Annotated in this window: 10 protein-coding genes and 1 pseudogene; 6 read left to right on the top strand and 5 right to left on the bottom strand. The window is 75.7% G+C overall.

The annotated features are described in order from the left end of the window. Positions 1-239: 239 nt before the first annotated feature. Positions 240-1,190, top strand: coding sequence for a DUF3883 domain-containing protein (locus L6E12_RS15360; protein ID WP_236228588.1), 951 nt, complete (start codon positions 240-242; stop codon positions 1,188-1,190). Between the two features lie 352 nt (positions 1,191-1,542). Here L6E12_RS15360 and L6E12_RS15355 read toward each other — a convergent pair whose 3' ends face one another. After that, complete coding sequence (locus L6E12_RS15355; protein WP_236228587.1) at positions 1,543-9,102, bottom strand: type I polyketide synthase; 7,560 nt, start codon at positions 9,100-9,102, stop codon at positions 1,543-1,545. Positions 9,103-9,358: 256 nt separating this feature from the next. Here L6E12_RS15355 and L6E12_RS15350 point away from each other — a divergent pair, with 256 nt between their 5' ends. From L6E12_RS15350 to L6E12_RS15340, 3 genes and pseudogenes are all read left to right on the top strand, one after another. Next, positions 9,359-14,578: a type I polyketide synthase gene (locus L6E12_RS15350; RefSeq protein WP_236228586.1), complete on the top strand. Its 5,220-nt coding sequence runs from the start codon at positions 9,359-9,361 to the stop codon at positions 14,576-14,578. Positions 14,579-14,580: 2 nt separating this feature from the next. Beyond that, positions 14,581-19,845 (top strand): annotated as a pseudogene (locus tag L6E12_RS15345) (SDR family NAD(P)-dependent oxidoreductase); the annotation flags it as partial. A gap of 419 nt (positions 19,846-20,264) precedes the next feature. Then, the gene (locus L6E12_RS15340; RefSeq protein ID WP_236228584.1) at positions 20,265-21,104 is read left to right on the top strand and encodes a helix-turn-helix transcriptional regulator; all 840 of its coding nucleotides are present in this window, start codon (positions 20,265-20,267) and stop codon (positions 21,102-21,104) included. A gap of 154 nt (positions 21,105-21,258) precedes the next feature. Here the strand turns inward: L6E12_RS15340 and L6E12_RS15335 are convergent, their stop codons facing one another. The 4 genes from L6E12_RS15335 to L6E12_RS15320 all read right to left on the bottom strand — a co-directional run bounded on the left by L6E12_RS15335 (position 21,259) and on the right by L6E12_RS15320 (position 24,586). Next, positions 21,259-22,044: an IclR family transcriptional regulator gene (locus L6E12_RS15335; protein WP_236228583.1), complete on the bottom strand. Its 786-nt coding sequence runs from the start codon at positions 22,042-22,044 to the stop codon at positions 21,259-21,261. A 401-nt stretch (positions 22,045-22,445) separates the two neighbouring features. Beyond that, positions 22,446-22,946: a helix-turn-helix domain-containing protein gene (locus tag L6E12_RS15330; RefSeq protein ID WP_236228582.1), complete on the bottom strand. Its 501-nt coding sequence runs from the start codon at positions 22,944-22,946 to the stop codon at positions 22,446-22,448. A 286-nt stretch (positions 22,947-23,232) separates the two neighbouring features. Further along, positions 23,233-24,153, bottom strand: a complete 921-nt coding sequence (locus L6E12_RS15325) for a LysR family transcriptional regulator (protein WP_236228581.1) — start codon at positions 24,151-24,153, stop codon at positions 23,233-23,235. Between the two features lie 94 nt (positions 24,154-24,247). Continuing rightward, entirely contained in the window at positions 24,248-24,586 is a 339-nt protein-coding gene (locus tag L6E12_RS15320; protein ID WP_236228580.1) for a hypothetical protein, read from the bottom strand. 571 nt (positions 24,587-25,157) lie between these two features. On the opposite strand from L6E12_RS15320, the gene L6E12_RS15315 reads away from it, so the two are divergent. Beyond that, positions 25,158-25,379 carry a hypothetical protein gene (locus L6E12_RS15315; RefSeq protein ID WP_236228579.1) on the top strand — a complete coding sequence of 74 codons (222 nt, stop codon included), beginning with the start codon at positions 25,158-25,160 and terminating at the stop codon, positions 25,377-25,379. Positions 25,380-25,409: 30 nt separating this feature from the next. Further along, positions 25,410-25,698, top strand: a 289-nt coding sequence (locus L6E12_RS35725) for a MerR family transcriptional regulator (protein ID WP_374201885.1), incomplete at its 3' end; no start/stop codon positions are given.

The following is a 25,698-nucleotide window of genomic DNA, read 5'->3' as shown; positions in this document are numbered from 1 at the left end:
TCCGAGGCCGGAGTCGCTCGCTGACCACACGCCTCCGCCTGTCCTGAGTCGTCCGTGAACACAGGTCGTGCGGGACGCCCGGCGGTTGGGGCTCGCAATCCGCTGACCTGCGGTGGATGAGCGGGACGGGTTGACGGGCAGGTTGTCCCGGGTGTCCCGTCGTCGCCTGACGACGGCTCAGGGAGGTGCTGGTGGTCCGGGACGGCGGTGTTGTCGGTGGGGCGTGCCAGGCTTGCTGCATGCGAGTGAGTCGTGATGACGGTGTGGTGTTGAACGCGGAGTTCGGTGTCGAGGTGGATGGCGGGCATCTCGCGGTGGTGTTGGAGAGTGGTGGTGGGCGGGTTTCCGGTGCCGGTCCCGCGCGCAACCACGAGTACGTGGCCGCGCTCGATCTGCTGTTGGCCCGGCTGGCGGCGCGGGATGCGGTGCTGCTGCGGGCGCTGCTGGCCTCTGCGCGGGTGTCGGGGTGGCCTGAGTCGGAGCGGCTCCTGCTGGACGGCCCGATCTCGCTGGCCTCCGGTACGGCTGGGCTGCGCAAGAAGCTGACCCGCGCCCAGGGCGTGGTCGGCCGGGCCGAGGGGGCGGTGAAGGAAGGCAACAACCGCAAGCGGATCCTGCTGCGCGTCGAGGTCCCCGGCTACACCGCCGACGATCCCGGGCGTCTGGCCCGTGACCTCGCCGCGCCCGCTGCCGGGTTGCCTGCCGAAGCCGACCCGGACCTCCTCGACGCCCTCGCCGACGCCGAACGCACCGCGGGCCGCACCCGCCGCAGCGGACAGGGCCGCGGCCTGACCCAGCCGGAGAAGGTCGCCGTCGAGCGCCGCGCCATGGACCTCGCCACCGACCACCTCACCAGCCAGGGCTGGACCACCCGAGACGTCGGCGCCACCCACTCCTACGACATCGATGCCACCCGCCCCGGCGAACACCTCCACGTCGAGGTCAAAGGCACCACCTCAGCGGGCGACGACATCATCCTCACCCGCGGGGAAGTCGAACTCATGACCGAGAAGTACCCCCACACCATGCTGATCGTCGTCCACGACATCCACCTCGACCGCACAACGACCACCCCACAGGCCACCGCCGGAACCCTGGACATCCACTCGCCGTGGAAGATCGACCCCGACCGCCTCACTCCGATCTCCTACCAGTACCGCACCGAGAAGAACCAGCAGCATGTCCGATAAGGATTGACTGTCAATCGAGACCCCCGCGCGACGGCTGAGGCCCTCCACGACCTGTGGATCGGGGCGAGCGTGCCTGCGAAGATCCACCGCAGTCCGGAACACCTCGACCGCGCCACGGCCGTTACGCGCCAGGTCCTCCACACCTGACGAGCCCCCCTCGGCCGGGCACCTCCTCCTGAGCGGACTCCCCGCCCATGCCATTCGGCACGAGCGGGGACGACCCGCCGATCGGCGGGCGGTCGGCGGCGGACCGGCACGCCGAGTCGACGATCCTGCGCGTCGCTGCTGGGGTCGAGTCCGGTCCACGACCAGCACCCCGCCGACTGACGGCGCTCCGAGGACCCGGGACGCGTCAGGGCCGGTGCCCCGACGTCCCGGTGTCCCGGGCGCCGGACCCGGTGTCGAAGCGCAACTCGCCGTCGATCAGGTCGAACAGCTCATCGTCGGTTGCTGCCGCGATCCGGTCGGCGCCGGTCGCGCCCGGGCCGCCGCTGTCGCCGCCGCCGCGGGCCCGGTCGCACAGGGCGGTGAGCCGTTCGATGATGCAGGCGGGTGGGACCGCGGCCGCGGCCACCGCTGATTCGAGGCGGTCCACCAGGGCCGCCAGGTCCTCCTCGCCGTCGTGGTCGAGTTCGCCGAGCAGGTGCAGGGCGAGGGCCTGCGCGCTCGGGTGCTCGTACACCACGGTCCTGGCCAGCGGCAGGCCGGTCGCCTCCTGGAGGCGGTCGCGGAGTTCCACCGACATCAGCGAGTCGAAGCCCAGGTCGCGCAGGGCCTGGTCGGGCGGGAACTCGTCGGTGGTGTCCTGGTCGCGCACGGCGGCGGCGTGGTGCAGCACGATGGCGAGCAGGTGGCGGTGGCGGTCATCCGGTGCCAGGGCGGCCAGTTCCGCCCGCAGCGGCGCCGTCCCGGCGGTGGTCACCTCCTCCGCCGCCACCATCCCGTCGAACAGGTTGCGCTCGCGGGCCGCGGAGAACAGCGCCGCGAACCTGTCCCGGTCGATGTCGGCCACGGTGATCGTCGCCTGGTCCGCGGTGAGGACCTCGCCCAGGGCGCGCAGCGCCTGCCGCGGGGGCAGCGGGCGCATCCCGGAGCGGGCCAGGCCGCGGGCCAGCTCCTCGTCGGCGCCCATGCCCGCTCCCGCCCAGGTGCCCCACGCGATCGACACCGCGCGGTGGCCCCGGGAACGCAGGTCCTGGGCCAGCGCGTCGAGGTGGGCGTTGGCCGCGGCGTACGCGCCCTGCCCCCGCCCGCCCCAGACGCCCGCGGCCGAGGAGAACAGCACCAGTTCGCGCACGCGCCCGGCGGCGAGCAGGTCGCCGAGGACCCGCGCGCCCCCCGCCTTGCCCCGCAGGACGCGGCGCAGGTCGTCGGGCGTCGTCTCGGCCAGGGGGCGCACGTGGTTGACCCCCGCGGCGTGGATGGCGGTGTGGACCGGCCTGCCCCCGGCGGCGAGGTCGTCCAGCAGAGCGGTGACGGCCCCGGCGTCGGTGACGTCGCACGCGACGGCGGTCACGCCGACCGACCGCTCGGCCAGCTCGGCGCTCAGCGCGGCCACGCCCTCCGCCGCCGCGCCCCGCCTGCTCGCCAGTACGACGTGCTCCGCGCCCCCGTCGGCCAACCACCGGGTCAGGTGCGCGCCGAGGGCGCCGGTGCCCCCGGTGACGAGCACGGTGCCGGTCGGCCGCCACCGCTCCCGCGCCACCGCCGCCGGGGCCTGCCGCACCCGGCGCCCGAGGACCGCGGTGCCGCGGATCGCGACCTGGTCCTCGGCGCCGGGTCGGGCCAGCACGCCGAGCAACCGGTCGACCACTGCGCCGTCCGGGTCGGTGGGCAGGTCGACCAGCCCACCCCAGCAGCCGGGGTGCTCCAGCGCCGCGGTGCGCCCCAGGCCCCAGACCTGTGCCTGGGCGGGGTCGCGCACCGGGTCGTCGGCGCCGGTGCCCACGGCGCCCTCGGTCAGCAGCCACAGCGGGACCGGCCGGTCGAGATCGGCGACCGCGGTGACCAGCGCGAGGGTGCGGGGCAGGTCCGCCAGGGCGGGCGGGGACACCACGGCGTCCACCCGGTCGAGTGCGCGCAGCCGCCGGGTCAGCTCGGCGCGGTCGTCCCCCGCCGGGAGGTGGTGCACGCGGGCGCCCCGCCCGGTCAGGGCCTCGGTGAGCGCGCGCGTCCAGCGCCCGTCCCGGTCCGCCTCGGTCACGAGCACCCAGGTCCCGGTGGGGTCGGCCGCCCGCCGCGGTGCGATCGGGGTCCACTCCTCCCGGTACCGCCACTCGGTGGTGGTCACCTGCGGGGCCTCGCCCGCACCGGAGGCGGCCCAGTAGCGCTCGCGCTGGAAGGCGTAGGTCGGCAGCTCGACGCGCACCGGACCGGTGTGGCCGCCGACCCGGGCCCAGTCCACGGCCACGCCGCGGACGTGGGCCGCCGCAACCGCCGCCACCGCGGTGCGGGCCTCGGGCTTGTCGCGGCGCAGCAGCGGGGTGAACAGCGCGTCGTCGACCGAGGGCAGGCACGCCGGTCCCAGGGCGCTGAGCACACCGCCGGGTCCCACCTCCAGGAAGGTGCGGACGCCTTCGGCGGCCAGCGCTCCCACCGCGTCGTGGAAGCGCACGGTCCCGGCCGCGTGGCGCACCCAGTAGTCGGCCGAGGCCAGGTCGTCGGCGGTGGTGAGCCGACCGGTCACCGTCGAGACCACCGGGACGCGCGCGGGGTGGTAGGTCACGCCCCCGGCCACCCGCCGCCACTCCCGCAGCGCGGGCTCCATCAGCGGCGAGTGGAAGGCGTGGCTGACCCGCAGCCGCTTGGCCCCGGGGAAGTGCCGCGCCGCGGCGTCGACGGCGTGCTCGGCGCCGGAGAGCACCAGCGAGCGCGGCCCGTTGACCGCGGCCACGGCCAGCTCGGCACCGAGCAGCCCGCCCACCTCGTCCTCGGTGGCCTCGACGGCCAGCATGGCGCCGGTCTCGGGCAGCGCCTGCATGAGCCTGCCCCGGGCGGTCACCAGCAGGCAGGCGTCGGGCAGCGACAGCACCCCCGCCACGTGCGCGGCGGCGATCTCGCCGATGGAGTGCCCGGCGAGGAAGTCGGGGGTCACCCCCCAGTCCGCCAGCAACCGGTGCAGCGCCACCTGGATGGCGAAGAGCGCCGGTTGGGCGTACTCGGTGCGGTTGAGCAGGTCGGGCTCCTCGGCCACCACCCGCGGCAGGTCGGGGTCGAGGTGTGCGAACACCTCTGCCAGCGCCGCGGCGAACACCGGGAACGCCCCGGCCAGTTCCACGCCCATGCCCACCCGCTGACTGCCCTGGCCGGTGAACAGCAGCGCCGTCCCGCCCGCCACGACGGCCCCGCGGACCACCTCCCTGGTCGACCTGCCCCCGGCCAGCGCGCCCAGCCCGGCCACGACCGCCGCCCGGTCCGGCCCCAGCACGACCGCGCGCTCGCGCAGCGCGGTCCGGCACCGGGTCAGCGCCGCGGCGACCTCGGCGGGCGGCACGTCGCCGTGGTCGGCGGCGAACCCGCGCAGCCGCTCGGCCTGCGCGCCCAGCGCCGCGGGCGTGGCCGCCGACAGCGGCCACGCGACGACCGCGGGCTCACCGCCGTCCGCGGGTCCGACACTGTCCGCGGGGCGGGCAGTGCTGTCCATTGTGGATGGCTCACGCGGGGCCTCCTCCAGGACCACGTGGGCGTTGGTGCCGCCGATGCCGAACGCGGACACCGCCGCCCGGCGCGGCCGGTCGCCCGCGGGCCAGGGCACCGCGCGGTCGAGGACGCGGACCCCGGCGCGGGACCAGTCCACGTGCGGGGTCGGCTCGGTCACGTGCAGGGACCTGGGCAGCAGCTCGTGGCGCAGGGCCAGCACCACCTTGACCAGCCCGGCGGCGCCCGCGGCTGCCTGCGTGTGGCCGGTGTTGGACTTCAGCGAGCCCAACCAGACCGGGTCCTCCGGCGCGCGCTCGCGGCCGTAGGTGTCCGCCAGCGCCAGCGCCTCGATCGGGTCGCCGAGGACGGTGCCGCTGCCGTGCGCCTCCACGGCGTCGACCTCACCGGCGCGCAGGCCCGCGGCGGCCAGGGCGTCGCGGATGACCTCGACCTGCGCCCGGCCGTTCGGCGCGGTCAGGCCGTTGCTGGCGCCGTCGGAGTTGACCGCGCTGCCGCGCAGCACGGCCAGCACCGGGTGCCCGTTGCGCCGGGCGTCCGACAGCCGCTCCAGCAGGACCAGGGCCGCCCCCTCGCCCCAGGCGGTGCCGTCGGCGGCGGCGGAGAACGACTTGCACCGGCCGTCGGCGGCCAGCCCGCCCTGCTTCTCGAACTCGACGATCAGGCCGGGGTTGGCCATCACCGTCGCCCCGCCTGCCAGGGCCAGCGAACACTCGCCCGCGCGGACGGCGGCGGCGGCGGTGTGCACCGCCACCAGCGACGAGGAGCAGGCGGTGTCCAGGGTGATCGCCGGGCCGCGCAGGCCGAAGGTATAGGCGATGCGCCCGGAGGCGACGCTGGTGGCGCTGCCGGTCAGCAGGTACCCGGTCAGCGGCGTCCGGTCGTGCATCCGCGGCCCGTAGTCCTGCGCCATGACCCCGGCGAAGACCCCCGTGCGGGAACCGCGCAGCGCCGCGGTGTCCAGACCGGCCCGCTCGAAGACCTCCCACGCCAGTTCCAGCAGCAGCCGTTGCTGGGGGTCCATCGCCTCGGCCTCGCGCGGCCGGATGCCGAACAGGTCGGCGTCGAAGTCGCCCGCGTCGGCGAGGAACCCGCCGCGGCGGGTGCTGATGGGCACCGGGTGCTCCAGGTCCCAGCCGCGGTCGGCGGGGATGTCGCCGGTGGCGTCGGTCTCCGCCACGAGCAGCCGCCACAGCTCCTCCGGCGACCGCGCCCCGGGCAGCCTGCACCCCACGGCGATGATCGCGACGGGGTCGTCGTCCGCGGCGTGCGCCCCGGCCGCGGCGACCGGCTCGGGGCGGTCCTCCTCGCCGAGGCGGGCGCGCAGCGCCTCGGCCAGCGCGGACGGGGTGGGGTGGTCGTACACCGCCGAGGTGGGCAGCCGCACCCCGGTGGCCGCGCCCACGCGGTCGCGCAGCTCCACGGCGGTGCGCGAGTCCAGCCCCAGCTCCTTGAACGTGCTGGTGGGGTCGATGGCGGCCCCGTCGGTGTGGCCGAGGACGACCGCGGTGTGCGCGCGGACGAGCGCGAGCACCCGGGGCCCGCTCAGCGCCCGCTGCTCGGCCGGGGCGGGGTCGTGCACCGGTGTGGTGTGGGCCGGTGCGGTTGCCGCCGGGGGAGTGGTCACCGGGGAAGTGGCCGCCGTGCCGGGCAGCCAGTACGGGCGCCGCTGGAAGGGGTAGGTGGGCAGGCGCGGTCGGGTGGCGGGCACGGCCGGGAGGGACCGCGCCCAGTCGACCGGTGCGCCCGCGACGTGCAGGGCTGCCGCGGAGGTGAGCACGCGCGCCCAGTCCCCGCTGTCGCGGCGCAGGGTCTCGGCGAGCACCGGATCGGCTCCCCGGGCCTCGGCGACCTCGGCCACCGCGCCGAGCAGCACCGGGTGCGGGCTGACCTCCACCACGACGTCGTGGCCGTCGGCCAGCGCGGTCTCGACCGTGCCCGCGAACAGCACGGGGGAGCGCAGGTTGTCGAACCAGTACTGCGCGTCGAGCACCGGTTCCGCGACCCGCTCGCCGGTCGTGGTGGAGTAGAAGGCCACCTGCGGCGCCCGCGGCGTCAACCCGTCCAGGTCGCGCAGCAGCCGCTCGCGCACCACGTCGACCTGCGCGCAGTGGGAGGCGTAGTCCACCGCGACCCGGCGGGCCCGGACCCCGGTGCCCTCGCACGCGGCCACGAACGCCACCACGGCCGCCTCGGGCCCGCTGACCACTGTGGACACCGGGCTGTTGAGCGCGGCGACCTCCAGCCCCGGGTGGGCCCCGAGCAGCGACCGCACCCGCTCGGCGGGCAGCGCCACGACCGCCATCGTGCCGGTGCCCGCCAGGGCGGCGAGCGCCCGCGAGCGCAGGGCGACCACCTCGGCCGCGTCGGCCAGGGTCAGCGCCCCGGCCACGCAGGCGGCGGCGATCTCGCCCTGGGAGTGCCCGAGCACCGCGTCGGGCCGCACCCCCAGCGAGCGCCACACCGCCGCCAGGGAGACCATCACCGCGAACAGGGCGGGCTGCACGACCTCGACCCGGTCGAGGCCGTCGCCGCCGCGCAGCACCTCGTGCAGCGACCAGTCGGTGAACGGCGCCAGGGCCTCGGCGCACTCATCGATGCTGTCGCGGAAGACCGGGGAGGAGTCCAGCAGCGCACCGGCCATGCCCACCCACTGCGAGCCCTGGCCGGGGAAGACGAACAGCGTCCGCCCGGTGGGCCGCGCCCGCCCGAGGGTCGTGGCGGGGTCCGGCAGGCCCTCGGCGGTGGCGCGCAGGGCCCGCACGAGTTCCGGGTGGTCGCGGGCGACCACGGCCGCGCGGTGGCCGAAGCCGGTGCGGGTGGTCGCCGCCGCGTGCGCCACCGCGGCGAGGTCGGCGCCCTGGTCGCGGTCGAGGTGCGCCGCGAGCCGGTCCGCCTGCGCGCGCAGCGCGTCCTCGGTGCGCCCCGACAGCGGGACGCAGACCGCGTCGACCGGTCCGGGCGCGGGGGCGGGGCGGGCCGGTGGCGCGGCGCCGAGGACGACGTGGCAGTTGGTGCCGCCCATGCCGAAGGAGCTGACCCCCGCCAGCCGCGGCTCTCCGTTCCCCGGCCAGTCCTCGGCCGCGGTCACCACCCGCAGCCGCAGCCGCTCCAAGTCGATGTCGGGGTTGGGGTGCTCGTGGTTGAGGGTGGGCGGGATGACGCCGTGCTCGACCGCCAGCGCGGTCTTGATGAACCCGACGATCCCGCCCGCGCCCTCCAGGTGCCCGAGGTTGGTCTTCACCGACCCGACCGGCAGCGGCGCCGCGTCCCCGCGGGCCGCCCCCAGCGCCGCCGCCTCCACCGGGTCGCCGACCCGGGTGCCCGAACCGTGCAGCTCGACGTACTGGAGTGCGCCCGGGTCCACGCCCGCGTCCGCGCACGCCGCGCGGAGCACCTCGCACTGCGCCTCGACGCCGGGCACGGTGAGCCCGGAGGTCGCGCCGTCGTTGTTCACCGCGCTGCCCAGCAGCACGCAGTGCACGGGGTCGCCGTCGGCGACCGCGCGCGCCAGCGGCTTGAGCACGACCACCCCGGCGCCCTCGCCGCGCACGAAGCCGTTCGCGCGGGCGTCGAAGGTGAAGCACCGCCCGTCCGGGGACAGCCCGCCGAACCGCGCCGCGGCCACCGCGCCCGACCGCAGCAGGTTGAGGTTGACCCCCGCGGCGACGGCCACCTCGGACTCGCCCGAGCGCAGGCTGCCCGCGGCCAGGTGCAGCGCGACCAGCGACGAGGACTGGGCGGTGTCGACGGTCATGCTGGGGCCGCGCAGCCCCAGCGCGTAGGAGACGCGGTTGGCGATGACGGCCCGCTGCGTGCCGGTGACCGCGGTGGGGTCGATCGCGGCCTCGTCGGCCAGGCTGAGCACGGCGTAGTCGTCGCGCATCGCCCCCACGAACACCCCGACGCTCCGCCCCGCCAGCGCCGCGGGCACGATCCCCGCGTCCTCCAGGGCCGTCCACACCAGTTCCAGCACCAGGCGCTGCTGCGGGTCCATCGCCGCCGCCTCGCGGGGGGACACGCCGAAGAACTCCGCGTCGAAGCCCGCCACGTCGTCGAGGAAGGCGCCGAAGCCCGTCGCGGCGTCCGCCCCCTCGCCGGGGGTCGCCCACCGCCCCGGCGGGACGGACGACACACTGTCCACACCGGACAACAGCAGCCGCCAGAACGCGTCCGGGTCGTCGGCGCCGGGGAGGCGGCACGCCATCCCCACCACGGCGAGGGCGTTGTCGTGCGGCAACTGACCGGCGTCCATCGGGAGTTCCCATCGATCGTGTCGAGCGCGGGGCGGCACAGTGATCCCAACACCGGCCGGACCGCGCGTCGATCAGCCGTTCTGGATAGCTGAACGGCGGGGATGCCGCGCCCGGCGGGGCGGTACAGCTTTCCGGAACTCGTGTTTGAGGGCGCGGTTCCGGCTTCCTAGCCTCGGTCGGGCGCCGACAGGTCGCCGACCGCTGGTCCGGTCGGCCCGGCGAAGTGCGCGACGTGGACGAGGAGAAGGAAACCCCATGACCGTCGAGGGCAAGCTCCGCGAGTACCTCAAGCGGGCCACCACCGACCTGCACCACGCCCGCGAGCAACTGCGGGCGGCGGCCGACCGCGACCACGAACCGATCGCCGTCCTCGGCATGGCCTGCCGCTACCCGGGCGGGGTGGACACCCCCGAAGCGCTGTGGGACCTCGTGCGCGACGGCCGCGACGCCACCGGCGAGTTCCCCACCGACCGCGGCTGGGAGGTCGGGTACGACCCGACGGGCGAGGAGCCCGGGACGACGAGCACCCGCCGCGGCGGGTTCCTCGACGCGGTGGCCGACTTCGACGCCGACTTCTTCGGCATCAGCCCCCGCGAGGCGCTGGCGATGGACCCGCAGCAGCGACTGCTCCTGGAGCTGGTGTGGGAGACCCTGGAGCGCGCGGGGATCACGCCGTCGACCCTGCACGGCACCGACACCGGCGTGTTCGTCGGCGCGGTGCACGACAACTACGAGTCGCTGCTGCGCGGTGCCGAGGGGACCGAGGGCCACCTGCTCACCGGCAACTCCACCAGCGTCGCCTCCGGCCGCATCGCCTACACCCTGGGGCTGCGCGGACCCGCCCTCACCATCGACACCGCGTGCTCGTCGTCGCTGGTCGCCGTCCACCAGGCCGTGTCCGCGCTGCGGGCGGGCCAGTGCGGGCTGGCGCTGGCCGGGGGCGCGACGGTGATCGCCACCCCGGACACCTTCGTGGAGTTCAGCAGGCAGCGCGGCCTGGCCCCGGACGGGCGCTGCAAGTCCTTCTCCGCCGACGCCGACGGCACCGGGTGGAGCGAGGGCGCGGGCGTCCTGGTCCTGGCGCGGCTCAGCGACGCGCTGGCCGAAGGCCACCCCGTGCTCGCGGTGATCCGCGGCTCCGCGGTCAACTCCGACGGCGCGAGCAACGGGCTCACCGCCCCCAGCGGCCCCGCCCAGGAGGCGGTCATCCGCCAGGCGTGCGCGAACGCCCGGCTGGCGCCCGCGGCCGTCGACGCGGTCGAGGCGCACGGGACCGGCACCGCCCTGGGCGACCCCATCGAGGCGCGCGCCCTCGCCGCCGCCTACGGCGGGCACCGCGACCGGCCGCTGTGGTTGGGCTCGCTGAAGTCCAACATCGGCCACGCCCAGGCCGCCGCGGGCGTGGGCGGGCTGATCAAGCTGGTCATGGCGCTGCGGCACGGGGAACTCCCGCGCACCCTGCACGCCGAGCGGCCGGTGGCCGACGTCGACTGGTCGGTGCTGTCGCTGCTGACCGAGCCGGTGGCCTGGCCGCGGTCGGACGCGCCCCGGCGCGCCGCGGTGTCGTCCTTCGGCATCAGCGGCACCAACGCGCACCTCATCGTCGAGGAGGCCCCCGAGCGGGAACCCGCCGCGGACCCGCGACCGCCGACGACCGCGGTGCCCGTCGTGCTCTCCGGCCGCGACGACGACGCCGTGCTCGCCCAAGCCGGGCGCCTGCGGGAGTTCCTGACCGCCCACCCCGAGGTCGAACCCGCGGCGCTCGGCGCCGCGCTGGCCACGACCCGTACCCACTTCCCGCGCCGCGTCGGCTTCGCCGCCACCGACCGCCGGGAGCTGCTGGACAAGCTCGCCACCGCCGTCCCCGGCGGCCGCGACGGCGCCACGGCGTTCCTGTTCTCCGGCCAGGGCGCCCAGCGGCTGGGCATGGGAGCCCGGCTGTACGAGGCGTTCCCGGTCTTCGCCAAGGCGTTCGACGAGGTGTGCGCGCTGCTGGAGGTCGACGTCAAGGCGGCTGTGTTCGGCGCGGACCCCGCGCCGCTGGAGCGCACCGGGCTCGCCCAGCCCGCCCTGTTCGCCTTCGAGACCGCGCTGTACCGGCTCGTGGAGCACTTCGGCGTCGTCCCCGACTTCGTCGTGGGCCACTCGATCGGGGAGATCGCCGCGGCCCACGTCGCCGGGGTGCTGTCGCTGGCCGACGCGTGCGCGCTGGTGTCCGCCCGCGCCCGGCTCATGCAGGCGCTGCCCGAGGGCGGCGCCATGCTGGCGGTGCAGGCCGCCGAGCACGAGATCGACCTGAGCGGGGTCGCCGAGCAGGTCTCCATCGCCGCGGTCAACGGCGAGCGCTCCGTGGTGCTCTCCGGCGCCGAGCCCGCCGTGGCCGAGCTGGAGCGGCAGTGGCGCGAGCGCGGGCGGTGGGTGCGCAGGCTCGCCGTCAGCCACGCGTTCCACTCGCCGCTGATGGACCCGGTCCTCGACGGGTTCGCCGACGCCGTGCGCACCCTGGAGCACCGCGCCCCCACGATCCCGCTGGTCTCCACCGCCACCGGGGAGCCCCTCCCCGCCGGGGCCTCGATCGACCCGGGCCACTGGGTGGACCACGCCCGCGGCACCGTGCGCTTCCACGACGCCCTGCGCGTGCTCGTCGACCGCGGCGTCACCACCTTCGTGGAGATCGGGCCCAGCGCCGTGCTGACCCCACTGCTGGGGACGGTCGACGGCGAGGTCATCCCGACGTCGCTGCGCGGCGCGCCCGAGGACACCGCGGTCGTCGCCGCGTTGGCCGCCGCGCACGCCCGCGGGCACGACGTGGCGTGGGAGCGGTTCTTCCCGCGCGCGGCGACGCTGCCGGACGGGCTGCCGACCTACCCCTTCCGGCACCAGCGCTTCTGGCCCACCGCCCGCCCGGCCGCCGCGGACGCCTCCGCCCTCGGCCAGGACGCCGTGGACCACCCCCTGGTGCGCACCGCGGTGGAGCTGCCGGACGGCACGACGGTGTTCACCGGCGCGCTGACGTTGCAGATTCCACACTGGACGCCGCAGCACCTCGTCCACGGCACCCCGATCCTGCCTGGCACCACGTTCGTCGACATGGCCCTGTGGGCGGGCAGGCGGCTGGGCTTCGGGCGCATCGACGAGATCAACCACCACGTGTTCGTCTCCGCCGAGCCGGACCGGACCCGCCAGCTCCGCCTGGTGGTCGAGCCCGTCGACGGCGGCGGCCTGCGCGCGTTCACCGTCCACTCGCGCTTCGTGGACGACCCGGCCGGGCAGTGGACCCACCACGCCACCGGCGCGCTCGCCGCGGAGCCCCTGGAGGCCAGGGCCGTGGCGCAGTGGCCGCCCGCCGACGCCGAGCCCATCCCCGTCGAGCCGTTCTACCGGCGGCTGGCCGACGCCGGTCTCGGCTACGGCCCCTACTTCACCGGCATCCGGGCCGGGTGGCGCAGCGGCCCGGTCCGCTACGCGGAGGTGTCGCTGCCCGCCGACGCCGACCCCGGCACCCACGGGGTGCACCCGGCGCTGCTCGACGCGACCCTGCAACTGGCCGCGGTCGGCACCGAGCCCGGCACCGAGCACCAGGTCCGCGTGCCCTACTCCTGGTCCGGGATCACCCTGCACGCCACCGGGGCCACGTCGGTGCGGGTGCGGCTGACCGCCAAGGGCGTGGACACCATGGCCATCGACATCACCGACCCGGCGGGCAACCCGGTCGCCACGGTCGACTCGATCACCCTGCGGCCGGTGTCGCCGGAGCAACTGCGCGCGGCCACCGCCCGCCGCGGCGGGCTGCTGCACGAGCTCACCTGGCGCACCGCCACCCCGGCGCGGGCCGACGCGGCGACCGCGCCGCTGGTCGTCCGGCTCACCGGCGAGGACACCGACCCGGTCACCGCCGCGCACGACCTGCTGCACCGCGCGCTGAGCACGGTGCAGGGGGAGGACGACCCAGTGGTGGTGTGCACCACCGGTGCCGTCGCCACCGACTACGACGAGGCGGGCCCCACCGACCTCGCCGCCGCCGCCGCGTGGGGACTCGTGCGCTCCGCGCAAGCCGAGCACCCCGGCCGCTTCGTCCTGGTCGACGTGGACGGGGAGTTGGCCGACTCCGTCTTGGCCGCGGCCGTGGCCACCGGTGAGCCGCAGGTGGCGGTGCGCCGGGGGCGCCTGCTGGTGCCCAGGGTGGTGCCCGCGGTCGCCCGGCCACGGGAGGGGGGCGCCCTCGACCCCGACGGCACCGTCCTGGTCACCGGCGCCGCGGGCGCCCTGGGCGCGCTGGTGGCCCGCCACCTGGTACGCCACCACGGCGCCCGGCACCTGCTGCTGGTGAGCAGGCGCGGTGCGGCCGCCGGGGGGATCGCGGAGCTGGAGGCCGAGCTGACCGGGCTGGGCGCGGCGGTCACCGTTGCCGCCTGCGACGTCGCCGACCGCGCCGCGCTGGCCGCGGTGCTGGCCGCCCTCCCCGAGCGGCACCCGCTGACCGCCGTCGTCCATGCCGCGGGCGTCGTCGACGACGGGGTGGTGGCCGAGCTGACGCCCGAGCGCGTCGACGCCGTGCTGCGCCCCAAGGTCGACGCCGCCTGGCACCTGCACGAGCTGACCGCCGGGTTGGAGCTGCGCTCGTTCGTCCTGTTCTCCTCGGTCTCCGGGCTGCTCGGCACCCCCGGGCAGGCGGCTTACGCCGCGGCCAACAGCTTCCTCGACGCCCTGGCCCAGCACCGGCGGGCGCGCGGGCTGGCCGCCACCGCACTGGCCTGGGGACCGTGGGCCGAGGCCGAGGGGGGCCTCGGGATGGCCGAGGGGCTCACCGCCGTCGACCGCGACCGCCTCGCCCGCTCGGGCATCGCCCCCATCACCGGCGGCGAGGGCCTGGCCCTGTTCGACGACGCGCTCGGCACCGACGCGGCGCTGCTGGTCACGGCCCGGTTCGCCGTCGCACCGGGCAGCTCGCCCGCCCCGGTGCTGCGCGAGCTGGTCCGCCCGGCGCCCCAGCGGTCGCGCCCGGCCGTGGTGCCCGAGCGCGACGACCTGGCCCGGCGGCTGGCCGCCGCACCCGCCGAGGACCGGGTCGACACCGTGCTCGCGGTGGTGCGCACGCACGTGGGCGCCGTGCTGGGCCACGACCGGCCGCAGGCGATCGACCTGGCGCGCGGGTTCCTGGAGATCGGGTTCGACTCGCTCACCACCCTGGAGCTGCGCAACCGCCTCAAGGCCGCCACCGGGGTCAAGCTCACCACCACCGCCCTGTTCGACCACCCGACACCGACGGCGCTGGCCGAACACCTGCTCGGCCTGCTCGTCGACGACGGCGCCGACGGCGGTACCGCAGGCACCGCCAGCACCGGCGCGGTCACCCCCGCGGTCACCCCGCCGTCCTCCGCCGACGACCTGGCCGACGACTTGGCCGAGGACCTGGCCGACTCCAGCGACGAGGAACTGCTGGCGTTCATCGGCCGCGAGTTCGGGGCCGTCTGATGAGCGACGACAAGCTCCGGTCGGCGCTGAAGAAGCTGACCGTCGACCTCTACCGCACCCGGGAGCGGCTGCGCGCCGCCGAGGACCGCGCCGAGGAGCCCATCGCGATCGTCGGCATGGCCTGCCGCCTGCCCGGCGGGGTGCGCTCCCCGGAGCAGCTCTGGCAGGTGCTCGCCGACGAGCGCGACGTCACCGGCGAGTTCCCCACCGACCGCGGCTGGGACCTCGACTCGCTCTACGACCCCGACCCCACCAGGTCCGGGCGCAGCTACACCAGGCGCGGCGGGTTCCTCGACGACGTCGCGGGCTTCGACGCCCCGTTCTTCGGCATCGCGCCGAAGGAGGCCGCGGCCATCGACCCCCAGCAGCGGCTGCTGTTGGAGACCGCCTGGGAGGCCGTGGAGAGCGGCGGGCTGGACCCGCGAGCGCTGCGCGGGTCGCGGGCCGGGGTCTTCGTCGGCCTGATGTACCACGACTACGGGCCCCCGCCGCACCTCGCGCCGCCCAGCGCCGAGGGGCAGCTGACCATCGGCACCGCGGGCAGCGTCGCCGCGGGCCGCATCTCCTACCTGCTCGGGTTGCAGGGCCCGACGATGGCGGTCGACACCGCCTGCTCCTCGTCGCTGGTGACCCTGCACCTGGCCTGCCAGGCGCTGCGCGCGGGGGAGTGCACCCTGGCCCTGGCCGGTGGGGCGACGGTGATGTCCACCCCCGGCACCTTCACCGAGTTCAGCAGGCTGCGCGCGATGTCCCCGGACGGGCGGTGCAAGCCGTTCTCCGCCGACGCCGACGGCGTGGCCTGGGGCGAGGGCGCGGGTGTGCTGCTGCTGGAGCGGCTCAGCGACGCCCTGGCCAACAACCACCCGGTGCTGGCGGTGGTGCGCGGCTCGGCGACCAACTCCGACGGCGCCAGCAGCGGGCTCACCGCGCCCAGCGGCCCGGCCCAGCAGCGGGTCCTGCGCGCGGCCCTGGCCGCCGCGGGCCTCGAACCGTCCGATGTGGACGTGGTGGAGGCGCACGGCACCGGGACCCCGCTGGGCGACCCCATCGAGGTCCAGGCCCTCGACGCGGTCTTCGGCCCCGACCGCGACCGCCCGCTGTGGCTGGGGTCGGTGAAGTCCAACACCGGTCACGCCCAGGCCGCCGCGGGCGTGGCCGCGGTGATCAAGGTGGTGCTGGCCCTGCGGCACGGCGTCCTGCCGCGCAGCCTCAACGTCAGCACGCCCACCCCGCACATCGACTGGTCCACCAGCCCCGTGCGCCTGCTCACGGCGGCGACGCCGTGGCCGCGCGGTGACCGGCCCCGCCGGGCCGGGGTGTCGGCGTTTGCCATCAGCGGCTCCAACGCCCACGTGGTGGTGGAGGAGGCGCCCGCGCCGCAGGACCTCCCCGCGGTCGAACGCGTCACCACGCCTTGGGTGCTGTCCGGCCGCACCGCCGAGGCCCTGCGCGAGCAGGCCGCCCGGCTGCACGCGCACCTGGTGGCCCACCCCGGCGCGCACCCCGGCGACGTGGCGGTGTCGCTGGCCGCGCGCACCCCGCTGGCGCACCGGGCCGCCGTGCGGTGCGCGGACCCGCTGCCCGCCCTCGCCGCGCTCGCCGCGGGGGACCCCGCCCCCGGGGTCACGACCGGCGTCGTCGACGGCGGTGACGTCGCGGTCCTGTTCTCCGACGAGCAGCCGCACACCGGCGCGGGGAGTGCCCTGCACCGGGCGCACCCGGTGTTCGCCGAGGCGTTCGACGCCGCCTGCGCGGCCTTCGACCCGCACCTGGACCGGCCGCTGCGGTCGGTGGTCTTCGACCCGGAGCACGCCGAGTCGCTGCGGCGGCCCGAGTACGCCCAGCCCGCCCGGTTCGCCCTCGCCGTGGCGCTGTTCTGGCTGGTGCGCTCCTGGCGGGTCCGCCCGGACGCGGTGGTGGGCACCGGTGTCGACGAGCCCGCCGCGGCCCACGTCGCGGGCGAGCTGTCGCTGGCCGACGCCGCCCACCTCGTCGTCGCGCGCAGCAGGTCCCTGCCCGAGGACGAGATCCGCGCTGTCGTGGACGGCCTCGACCACCAGCCGCCCGTGCTCACCCGCACGACCGTTCCGGAGGCGAGCACCACCCTGCGGCTCGGAACGCGCACCGCCGACCGGGAAAGCCTGGTCGCCGCGCTCGCCGAGGCGTTCGCCGCCGGGGTCGACGTCGACCTCACCACCGCCCTCGCGGGCACCGGGACGACCGTCCCGCTGCCGACCTACGCCTTCCAGCGGCGTCGGTACTGGTTGGACAGCACCGACGTGGCCGGGAACCCCGCCGTGCTCGACACCGCCGTCGACCTGGCCGAGGGCGGCAGCGTGCACACCGGTTGGCTCTCTCCCGCGCGCCCGGCGTGGCTCGCCGACCACCGCGTGGGAGACCAGGTCGTGGTGCCCGCCACCGCGGTGCTCGACCTGGTTGTCCGGGCAGGCTCGGGCCGGGTCGAAGAACTCGTCCTCACCGAGCCCCTCGTCGCCCCCGCCGAGGTCCAGGTGCACGTCTCGGCGCCGGACGAGCGCGGCGCGCGGTCGGTGGCGGTGTCCGCCAGGACCGCGCGCGACGCGGCGTGGACCCGGCACGCCCACGCCAGGGTGGTCGCCCCGACCGCGGCGCCCCCGGCGCAGGTCCAGTGGCCGCCCGCCGGTGCCGAACCCGTCGACACCACCGGGCTGCACGACGCCCTCGCCGCCCGCGGCCTGCACTACGGGCCCGCCTTCCGCGGGCTGCGGGCGCTGTGGCGCGCCGACGGCGAGCTGTACGCCGAGGTGCGGCTGCCGGTCGAGGCCGGGCCGCACGCGGTGCACCCGGCGCTGCTCGACGCGGCCCTGCACCCGGTGGCCGCGGGGGTCCTGCTCGCCGACACCGGCTCCACCCGGCTGCCGTTCTCCTGGGCGGGTGCCCAGGTGCACGGTGCCTGCGGCACCGAACTGCGCGTGCGCCTCACCGCCACCGGCCCGGACTCGGTCGCCCTGGCGGCGTGGGACGCGGCGGGCAGGCCGGTGTTCAGCGCCGAACAGCTCCACGCCCGACCGGTCGACCTCGCCGTCGGTGAGGGCGGTGTGCTGCACCGGGTGGACTGGGAGGAGGTGGCACCGGTCGAGGCAGGCAGGCACACCCGGTTGGAGGCGATCCTCCCCGGCGGTGCCGACGACGACCCGCTGCCCCGGCGCGTGCGTGGCGCGCTCGCCGAGGCCACCGCGTTCGTCCGCGACCGGGTGATCGCGCGCGGCGAACGGGTCGTGGTGGTGGGCACCGACGTCGAGGCCGACCCGGTGCGCGCCGCGGTGTGGGGACTGCTGCGCTCCGCGCAGACCGAGCACCCCGACCGCATCCGGCTCGTCGACACCGACGGACCGGTGGTGTTCGCCGACGAACCCCGGATCTCGGTGCGCGGCGGGCGCCCGCACGCCCCCCGGCTGCGCCCCGCCGCCGCCCACCCGGCGCCCCCGTGGCGGGGCGGCGCGCTCCTGGTCACCGGCGCGGGTGGGGTGGTCGGCTCGGCGCTGGCCCGGCACGCCGTCGACGCCCACGGCGTCGACCGGCTGGTGCTGGTCAGCCGCCGCGGCGAGCACTCGCCCGGCCTGGCGCGGCTGGCGCGGGAGCTGCGCGACCGCGGCGCCTCGGTGCTCGTGCGCGCCTGCGACGTCTCCCGGCACGAGCAGGTCGCCGACCTGCTCGCGGGCATCGAAGACCTGCGCGGCGTCGTGCACGCCGCCGGGACGACCTCGGACGCGGTGCTCGACCGCCTGACCCCGGCGGACTTCGACCGCGTGCTCGCGCCCAAGGTCGACGCGGTGACCGCCCTCGACGCGCTGACCCGCGACCACGACCTGGACTGGTTCGTCGTGTGCTCGTCGGCGGCGGGGTGGTGGGGCACCGCCGGGCAGGCCAACTACGCCGCGGCCAACGCCTGCGTCGACGCCATGGTGCGAGCCCGCCGCGCCGCCGGGCTGCCCGGCCTGTCGCTGGCCTGGGGGTTGTGGGCCGAGCGCGGTGACCTCAGCGGTCACCTCGACGAGGTGGACCTGCGCAGGCTCGCCCGCGCGGGGGTCGAACCGATGTCCACCGCGGACGCCCTGGCCGCCTTCGACGGCGCGCTGGGCGCCCCCGACCCGGTGCTGCTGCCGGTGCGGCTCACCACGGTGGCCACGGCCCCGCCCGTGTCCGCGGCCCCGGCCCGGGCGGTGGAGGTGGGCGGGGGAGACCTCACCGCCATGATCACCGCCGCGGTCGCCGACGTCCTCGGGCACCGGTCCGAAGACGTCTCCCCGGACTCCACGCTGTTCGAGGTGGGGCTCAACTCGCTGACCGCGCTGGAGCTGCGCGACCGCGTCGAGCGGCTCTCCGGCCTGTCGCTGCCGGTGACCGCCGTCTTCGACCACCCGACGCCGCGGACGCTGGCCAAGCACCTGCGGGCCCAGCTCGACCCGGCCGAGCGCCCCATGACCACTGTGGACACCGAGCCGCTGGCGGGCACCACGGTCCTGATCACCGGCGCGTACGGGGGGCTGGGCCGGTTGTTCGCCGAGCACGTCGCGGAGGCCGGGGCCGACCTCGTCCTCACCGGGCGCGACGGCGACGCCCTAGCCGAGGTGGCCGAGGCCGCCCGCTCCCGCGGCGCGCGGGTGCTCTGCGCCCCGCTGGACATCACCGACGACACCGCGCCCGAGGTGGTGCGGCGCGCCGTCGCCGAGTTCGGGGCGGTGGACGTGCTGGTCAACAACGCGGGCGTGGCGGGCCCGGCGGGACCGCTGTGGGAGACCGACGAGGCCCAGTGGTGGCACGCGGTGGAGGTCAACCTGCGCGGCAGCCTGCGGGTCTGCCGGGCCGTGCTGCCGGGCATGGTGGCCCGCGGGTCGGGGCGCATCGTCAACGTCGTCAGCTCCGCGGGCAGGCACCGCTGGCCCAACCTGTCGTCCTACTCGGTGTCCAAGGCAGCCCTGATCAAGGTCGGGGACAACCTCGCGCCCGAGCTGGCGGGAACCGGGGTCTCGGTGCTCAGCTACCACCCCGGTCTGGTCGACCTGGGCATCACCCAGCGCCGGATCGACCTCGGCGCCACCGGCGAGTACTGGGGCGACGGGGTCGGCGACTGGTTGCGCGAGCAGCGCGACCACGGCCGCTTCACCAGCCCGCGGCGGGCGGCCGAGGTGCTCGTCGACCTCGCCGCGGGCGCGGCCGACCGGCTGTCCGGGGCGTACCTGACACCCGATGACGACATCGCGGCACTGCTGCGCGACCACGGCTGAGCAGCGACCGGGAACCACACCCGAGGTGCCGCGGTCCAGGCGCGGGCCGCACCGGTGCCCGCGGTCGACCGACGACGGCGGTGGGCCCGGTCCAGGATGGCCGCACGGCCGCCCGACCTGACCGGAAGGCCCGGGTACCGGGTCCGTGCGGCACCCGGCACCACCTGCCCGGGTGGCCGGGCCGCCTGCGTCGTCGGTTCCGTTCGCTGCCCGTTCGGTGCCCGGTTCCGCCGCACCCGTGCCCGTTCGGCCCGCGGTCTGCCCGCTTGCGAACCGGGTGGCCCGCTGGTCGGCAGCCGGGGCCATCCCTGCTCGGCGCGCCGGTGCGCCGAGCAGCGGTGTGGTTTCGCGCGGCGGGTGCTGACTGCATCACCGGTGGGCGATTTGGTGGCGGGCGGTTTCGTCGTCAGCATCCTCCCATGATCTCGCCGGAACACTCCGAACTGATCCGCGCCCGGTTGTCCAGCGGGCTCCGCCGACTGCGGGTGGACGCGGGCATGACGGGGATCGTGCTGGCGAAGGCCGTCGGCATCAGCCAGCCGAAGCTCTCCAAGATCGAGACCGGGATGGCGCTGCCCGGTTCGGCCGAGGTGCGGGCGATCGCGGAGGTGACCGGCGCACCCGAGGCGGTGCTCGACGAGCTGCTCTCCCTGCTGCGCGCGCTGCACACCGACTACGAGAGCCCGCGGGTGATGCTGCACCGCGGCGCGCACCGCAGGCAGCAGGAGATCAACCGGATGGAGGAGAAGGCCACCCGCACGCACTGCCTGCAGATCTCGATGGTGCCCGGGCAGTTGCAGACCGAGCGGTACATGCGCACCTGCTTCCCGTCGCTGTCCCCGGACGAGGTCGACGCCGCGGTCGCCGCCCGCAAGCAGCGGCAGCGCCTGCTCGCGCGCCCGGACAAGCAGTTCACCTTCCTGCTCACCGAGAGCGCCGTGCGGTGGTGCCGCGGCCCGGCCGCGACGATGGCCGAGCAGGTGCGGACCCTGATCGACTTCACCTCCTCGCCCACGGTGCGCCTCGGGGTGCTGCCCTGGCACAGACCGGTCCTCGCCCAGCCCAGGCACAGCTTCTACGTCTACGACGAGCGCCTGGTCACGATCAGCCTGCAAACCGCCTACACCACCATCCGCGACCCGGAGGAGGTGTCGGACTACCTGGAGCTGTTCAACGCCGTGCAGGACAAGTGCGCATTCGGCGCCGAAGCGCGGGTCGTGCTGGGGCGGGTCCTGCGAGACCTGCGCGGCACACCGTGACCCGGGTCGTGCGCTTGTCGAGGCCCGCGACGAGCTACTTGTCGATGATCCCGTGGTCCTGGTCGGGAAAGCGACCCTGACGACGATTCGCATTACGGCACGGGAATCGTCGTCCGGCGCTTTCCGGGGAGTGGTACTTGCGCGGGTGGGGCGATCAGCACGCGGTCATCGGTGTGCGGTCGCTGGTCAGGTCCACGCGAATGGCTTCGGCCGTACGGAATACGGCATTCATGGCGCGGGTCACGTCGATCCGGCCCTTGGGCGCCCACACGCCGATGGCCATGAACGGGTGCTGGTCTCCGGTCAGCAGGGGCGCCCCGATCGCGGTGGTGTCGGGGAGGTACTCGCTGTCGACCAGGGCGACGCCGCGGTTGCGTGTGACCTCGAACTGGCGGGCCAGGTCCACCACGCAGGTGCGGGTCCGCTCGGTGTGCCGCTGCGGGAAGTGCTCCTCCAGCAACGAGACCGCGTCGGGCCGGTGGGCCAGCAGCGCACGCCCGACGGCCGTGCAGTGCGCGGGGGCGGTGACGGGTGAGCGCAGGACCAGCGGCGCCCAGTGCCGGGTGTAGAAGGTGTCGACGATCTCGACGTCGGGCCCGCTCAGCACCGCGGTGATCACGATGCCGCCGGTGGCGTCGCGCAGTTCGACCAGGTACGGGTTGAGCACCCGGCGCAGCCGCTCGGCCCGCGACCGCGCGCTGTCGCGGGTCAGGTCGCCCAGGTAGGACCCGAGGACGTAACCGTCCTGCACCCGGGTCACCAGGTCCAGGTCGAGCAGGATGCGCAACATGCGGTGCACGGAGGACTTCGGCTTCCCGGACTGCCGGGTGATGCTCGACAGCGACGTCGGACCGGGTGCCTGCGCGATCGTCTCCAGCAGCTCGAAGGCCTTCTTCAGGGGCCCACCGGCGCTGGGTGCCGACGAGAGGGTTTCGGTCATGTCGATCAGGCGCTCCAGGGGGACGGGTCCGGTGTGGTTCAGTGGTCGGTGACCACTGTGAACGTACCCGCGCGATGGCCTGATTCCACATATTCGCAGTGACGGGGAATGGTGGGGACTTCCCCTGTGCGCGGCCCCTGTTCCGCCATTGGTGTGACGGCGACGGCCAATCGGTGGCGATGCCCGGCCTGATATTCCGAGTGCTGTGGAATTACGCTCGGAATTAACCTCGATTTTCACCGTGAAAGACGATGACGGGGGCGGTGGTGCTTTGTGTGTCACATTTCGGGAAGAGGTGGGGCTCGTCCACGTCCGCGCTCGCGCCGCCGACCCGCCGCTGTCAGTTGTAGGCGGGTGTACGACCTGCCGCGACCTGCCGTCAGCGCATCGGTGGCGTTTCGTCAGGACATCGTCATCCGCGGTCGCCACCACCGGGATGGCCGTGCTGCACGAACTGGCCGACGACCTCGACGACGACACCGCCGTCCTGCCCGGTGGGCGGGGCCCGACCCCGAACCCCTGACCGGCTTCTCCGTGCGCCGGTGGGCCGCGCGCCACCTGTCCGACGACACCGAGCCTGCGGCCGGGCCTGCCCGCGCGGCCGGGCGCGCCGCGCGGGGGTCCTCGCCCAGCAGCGCCCGGCCCCGCGCCCGCAGCGCGGTGAACCGGTCGACGTCCAGCTCACCCTCGTCCACGTGCAGCAGGTAGCCGCGCCCGCGGGTGGCCAGGCGGCGGCGCCCCCTGCCGCCGGGGTCCCAGGAGTCCAGCTTGGCGCGCAGTCGCTTGACCTGCGCCTCCAGCACGTTCTCCGCCCCGGCCGGGTCCTTGCCGTGCCAGGCTGGCGCCAGCAGCGCGCCGGTGGACACCACCCGGTTGGCGTTGAGCAGCAGCGACGCCGGCACCACCCGGTTGCGCGCCGCGCACCTCGACCTGGGCGCCGTTCGCCGTGGACACCGCCGGCGGGCCCAGCAGGCGGAACATCACCGGTCGCTCCTCCTCACCACGTTCGCCATCGGTCCTCTCCCCGTCGTCGCCGCGGTGGGCGCCCACCGAACGTCCGCCACCGGGCTCGCCGACTCAGATGTGACCACCGCCGAGCCCGCGGCGCACGGCCGGGTCGATCGGCGTGTCGGGAGCGTGTGGGGCGGTGGTGTCACCGCCGGTCCGCGGTCGGGGCGCCCACGACCGTCAGCCCGCGGTGGCGTGCACCGGGCGCGCGGCCGGGACGTCCGCACCACGCCGTGTCCCCTCGATCCGGGCAGCGCGGTTCGCGGCGGTGTCCCGCAGCGCCGCGACCAGCTCGCGCGCCAGGTCCGGTGCGAGTCCGTCGACGCGGTGGACCAACCACAGCGTCCGGGTCGCCCGCGGGTCGGGCAGCGGGCGCACCGCCACCTCGACGGGGAGCGGGACGGGCAGCGCCCCCTCCGGCAGCAGTGCCACCCCCATGCCGCGGGCGACCAGGCCCAGCACGACCTCGATCGAGTCCAGGTGCACCACCGGTCGCCGGGCCCCGCCCAGGTGGCGGGCGGCGGCGCCCAGCGCTCGTTCCCCCTTCGAGCACAGCACGGGCAAGCCCGCGCCCCCGGTGGCGCCCGTGGTCGCGGTGAGCAGCACGACCCGCTCGGTCAGCAGCGGCACCCGGGTGACCTCGGTGCCCGGCGCCACGGGTCCGGGCACCACCGCCGCGTCGAGGTCGCCGGACGACACCGAGCGCAGCAGGCCCGCGCAGTCGTCCTCGACGACCTCCACCCGCGTCCCGGGCCTGCGGGCGCCCAGCGCGGTCACCGCACCGGGCAACCAACCCGCCGCGGCGGTGGGCACCGCGCCGAGGCGCAGGTTCCCGGCGCCCGGCGGTGGACCGGACGCGAGGCCGTGTAACAGTTCCACCAGGCCGACGATCGCGCGGACCGGTTCCAACATGGCCCGTGCGGCGTCGGTGAGCGCGACGGGCCGGACGCTGCGGTCGAAAAGTTCTACGCCCAACTCGCCCTCGAGGCCCTTGATCTGCATGCTGATCGCGGGTTGGCTCAGCCCGACCTGCCTGCCCGCCTCGGCGAAGGACCCCGAGCGGTCGATCGCCAGCAGGATCTCCAGTGACTTCAGGTTCACCGCACCCCCTCTTCCTGGACCAGACCACCCGAGGCTAGGGCGAGGTCGGTTCGGTCGGGGTCCCTGTCCAGGAAGTCGGAACGGGCGGTGTCGGCTACCGGTTGCCGCCGACCGGTTCGACCGCCGGGACCGCGGGGTGCGGCGGGTGACCCGGCGGGACCGGTCCGGCATCCTTCGGCAGGCAGACGCGGCGGTCGAAGGGGTAGGCGAACAGCGGCACGCGGCGGGGCCGCCGGGCCCCGGGCCACCACCGCGTCCAGTCGACCTCGGCGCCGGACAACCACTCCAGCGCCGTGACCGCCTCCTCGATATACCTGAACTCCGTTCCCGCGGCTCTGCTTGCCCGGCACCCGATTTCGAGGACCCCGCGCTCCACCGCCACGGCCACCCGTACGAGTTCCTGGCGGCCCTGCGCGAGGAAGCGGCGGTGCACCCCACCCGACCTCGCCCACCCTGGGTCACGACTTCTGGGGGTGTTCCGGTCGAGGAGGCCGTGCGGGTCATGGTCGGCGCGGCGTGTCGGGACCCCCGCCGCCACGCCGATCCCGGCGTGTTCGGCCCCCGGCGCGCCAGGCACGGCGGCCTCGTGTTCGGCCACGGTCCCCACCACCGCGTGGGTGCGGTGCCGGCCCAGGAGCAGGTGGCGCTGCTCCTGCGAACCAGGGAGTAGGACCGCGCCCGAGCGCCGGTGGTCCGACGGCTTGCCAGTCTACTTAGGATTCTTCGTTGGGGGAGCGGCATTCTGGGTGCGCTGGAACCGATTAATCCACAGCTATGTTGTGCCGCACCGACTACCGGTGCGAGAACCACTCTTCCGTGGTCGACGGAGGACCGGCAAGGGGTGGTAGACACTCGGCGGGTTCTATAGCCTCTCCACAGCGGTGGCCGTTCCCGAACTCGGCCCCGGGTCGTGCCGGGCGGTCGCCCGCGACCGGAGCAGGTGACGACGTCGAACCCCGAACGGTGACGCCACGCGGGCGCGTCCGTCGGCGAAGGAGGCCGGGATGGTCGAATTGACCCGAATGGGGTTGGCGTGCCAGGACGGCGAGGCCTGTCCCGCGTTCTACCTGACCTCGCACGGCACCGTGGTGGTGCAGGGACACTCGGTGGTGGACCCCGGGGCGCTCGCCCAGATCCGGTTCTCCCCCGGCGAGGACGCGGTCGAGGTGCCGCTGTCGGTGCTCGTCGCGGCCTACGAGCACTACCGCGCCGCGTCGTGCACGTGAAGTGACCGCCGCCCTGCGCCCCCTCCGGGCGTGGGACTGCCCGTCCGGCCCCCGTGCGATCGATCGTGCCGACGGTCGTCGTGGGTCGTGAAGTGGGGGTTCCGCACAAGTCGTGGCGGGGCTGTCCGCCCGCCTACCGGCGGCCGGAGGGTGGGGCGCGTGGTCGGTGGCACTGGCCGGACCTCCTGGACGCGGGAGTCGCTGGCGCGCAGGCTCGGGGTGGCGCCGGGCGCCCTGCGTGCCTGGGAACTGCGGTACGGCCTGGTACCCACCGTGCGCGTCGGCCCCGGCAAGCTGCGCTACGGCGCCGCCGACGCCG

Origin of the sequence: Actinokineospora sp. PR83, from assembly GCF_021056305.1 — a bacterium.
GTDB lineage: Bacteria > Actinomycetota > Actinomycetes > Mycobacteriales > Pseudonocardiaceae > Actinokineospora > Actinokineospora spheciospongiae.
This window is presented reverse-complemented; position numbering and strand designations above follow the sequence as displayed.

Coding starts and splice junctions, on each gene's coding strand:
- L6E12_RS15350 (WP_236228586.1), top strand. CDS start 9,359: ATGACCGTCGAGGGCAAGCTCCGCGAGTACCTCAAGCGGGCCACCACC.
- L6E12_RS15355 (WP_236228587.1), bottom strand. CDS start 9,102: ATGGACGCCGGTCAGTTGCCGCACGACAACGCCCTCGCCGTGGTGGGG.
- L6E12_RS15335 (WP_236228583.1), bottom strand. CDS start 22,044: ATGACCGAAACCCTCTCGTCGGCACCCAGCGCCGGTGGGCCCCTGAAG.
- L6E12_RS15340 (WP_236228584.1), top strand. CDS start 20,265: ATGATCTCGCCGGAACACTCCGAACTGATCCGCGCCCGGTTGTCCAGC.
- L6E12_RS15315 (WP_236228579.1), top strand. CDS start 25,158: ATGGTCGAATTGACCCGAATGGGGTTGGCGTGCCAGGACGGCGAGGCC.
- L6E12_RS15360 (WP_236228588.1), top strand. CDS start 240: ATGCGAGTGAGTCGTGATGACGGTGTGGTGTTGAACGCGGAGTTCGGT.